Here is a 1,149-nt window from a genome sequence, read left to right on the forward strand (position 1 = left end):
AGCACCGCGCCGCAAAGGCGGCCGCCCGCTACAGCGCTAGTTGAAGAGCGCGCGGGCGGCCGCCTTTGCTCTTCCAGCGCTTCAGATCTTGTCGTCGTTTATCAGCGGGTTTCGACCGTCTTCGACAAGCCGCTGCCGGTTGAGCGCTACGTCTTTGCTGAATGGCGCATTCGGCGCGCCGGCCTCGACTACCATGTCGAGATCGACCGGCACTATTATTCGGTGCCATACCGCTTTGCGCGGGAGCAGATGGAGGCGCGCATCACGGCGACCACCATCGAGCTGTTCCGCAAGGGCGAGAGGATCGCCGCCCATCTGCGCTCCAGCGGCAATGGACGGCACACGACGGTGTCGGATCACATGCCTTCATCGCACCGCCGCTTTGCCGACTGGACGATCGAGAGGATCACCCGGGAAGCTTCCGCGATCGGCCCCGATGTGGCCTTGCTGTGCCAGAAGATACTGGCGGATCGGCCGCATCCCGAACAAGGCTTCCGCGCCTGTCTTGGCGTCATCCGGCTCGTCAAGGGCTTCGGCCGCGAGCGCGTCAACGCCGCCTGCGGCCGGGCGCTGGAGATCGGCGCCCGGACTTATGGTTCCGTCCGCTCAATCCTCGACAATCACCTCGACCGGGCATCGTCGAGCCAGGCGACGACTCGCGAGCCCATCGACCACCCTAATATCCGCGGTTCCCGCTATTACCACTGAAGGAGAATGACATGCTTGCACATCCCACCCTCGACCGGCTCAACACCATGGGCCTGACCGGAATGGCCAAGGCGTTCAATGAACTGGCCGCCAATGCCGAAGCCGAACAGCTATCACATGGCGAATGGCTGGCGCTGTTGCTCGACCGGGAATGGAGCTGGCGCTACGATCGCAAGCTCGGCGCTCGCCTGCGCTTTGCCAAGCTGCGCCATCAGGCGGCGCCTGAAGATGTGGACTATCGCGGTGAGCGTGGCCTCGATCGGGTGTTAACGGCTGCGAGAAAGCGCGGACAAATGGTGCCGAGGATTGTGGAGGAGAAAGCGGCCCGATGGGGCCGCTTTGTATTTTTTACCAGGAGGGATCGAGAGGATGGGGCTTTTGCCCTGTCTGCTCGTCGCTGGAAGGGTGCTGATCGTCAGGGGCTTGTTGGTGACGGACAAA

2 protein-coding genes are annotated in these 1,149 nt (G+C 63.0%); both read left to right on the forward strand.

Translation table 11 applies throughout. The annotated features are described in order from the left end of the window. On the forward strand, positions 1–708 hold a 708-nt coding region (locus D3227_RS40360; protein ID WP_245452170.1), incomplete at its 5' end, for a transposase. An 11-nt stretch (positions 709–719) separates the two neighbouring features. Further along, a partial coding sequence (locus D3227_RS40365; protein WP_167481080.1) for an ATP-binding protein occupies positions 720–1,149 on the forward strand: 430 nt, incomplete at its 3' end.

This window comes from Mesorhizobium waimense, from assembly GCF_003601975.1.
Taxonomy (GTDB): Bacteria; Pseudomonadota; Alphaproteobacteria; order Rhizobiales; family Rhizobiaceae; genus Mesorhizobium; species Mesorhizobium waimense.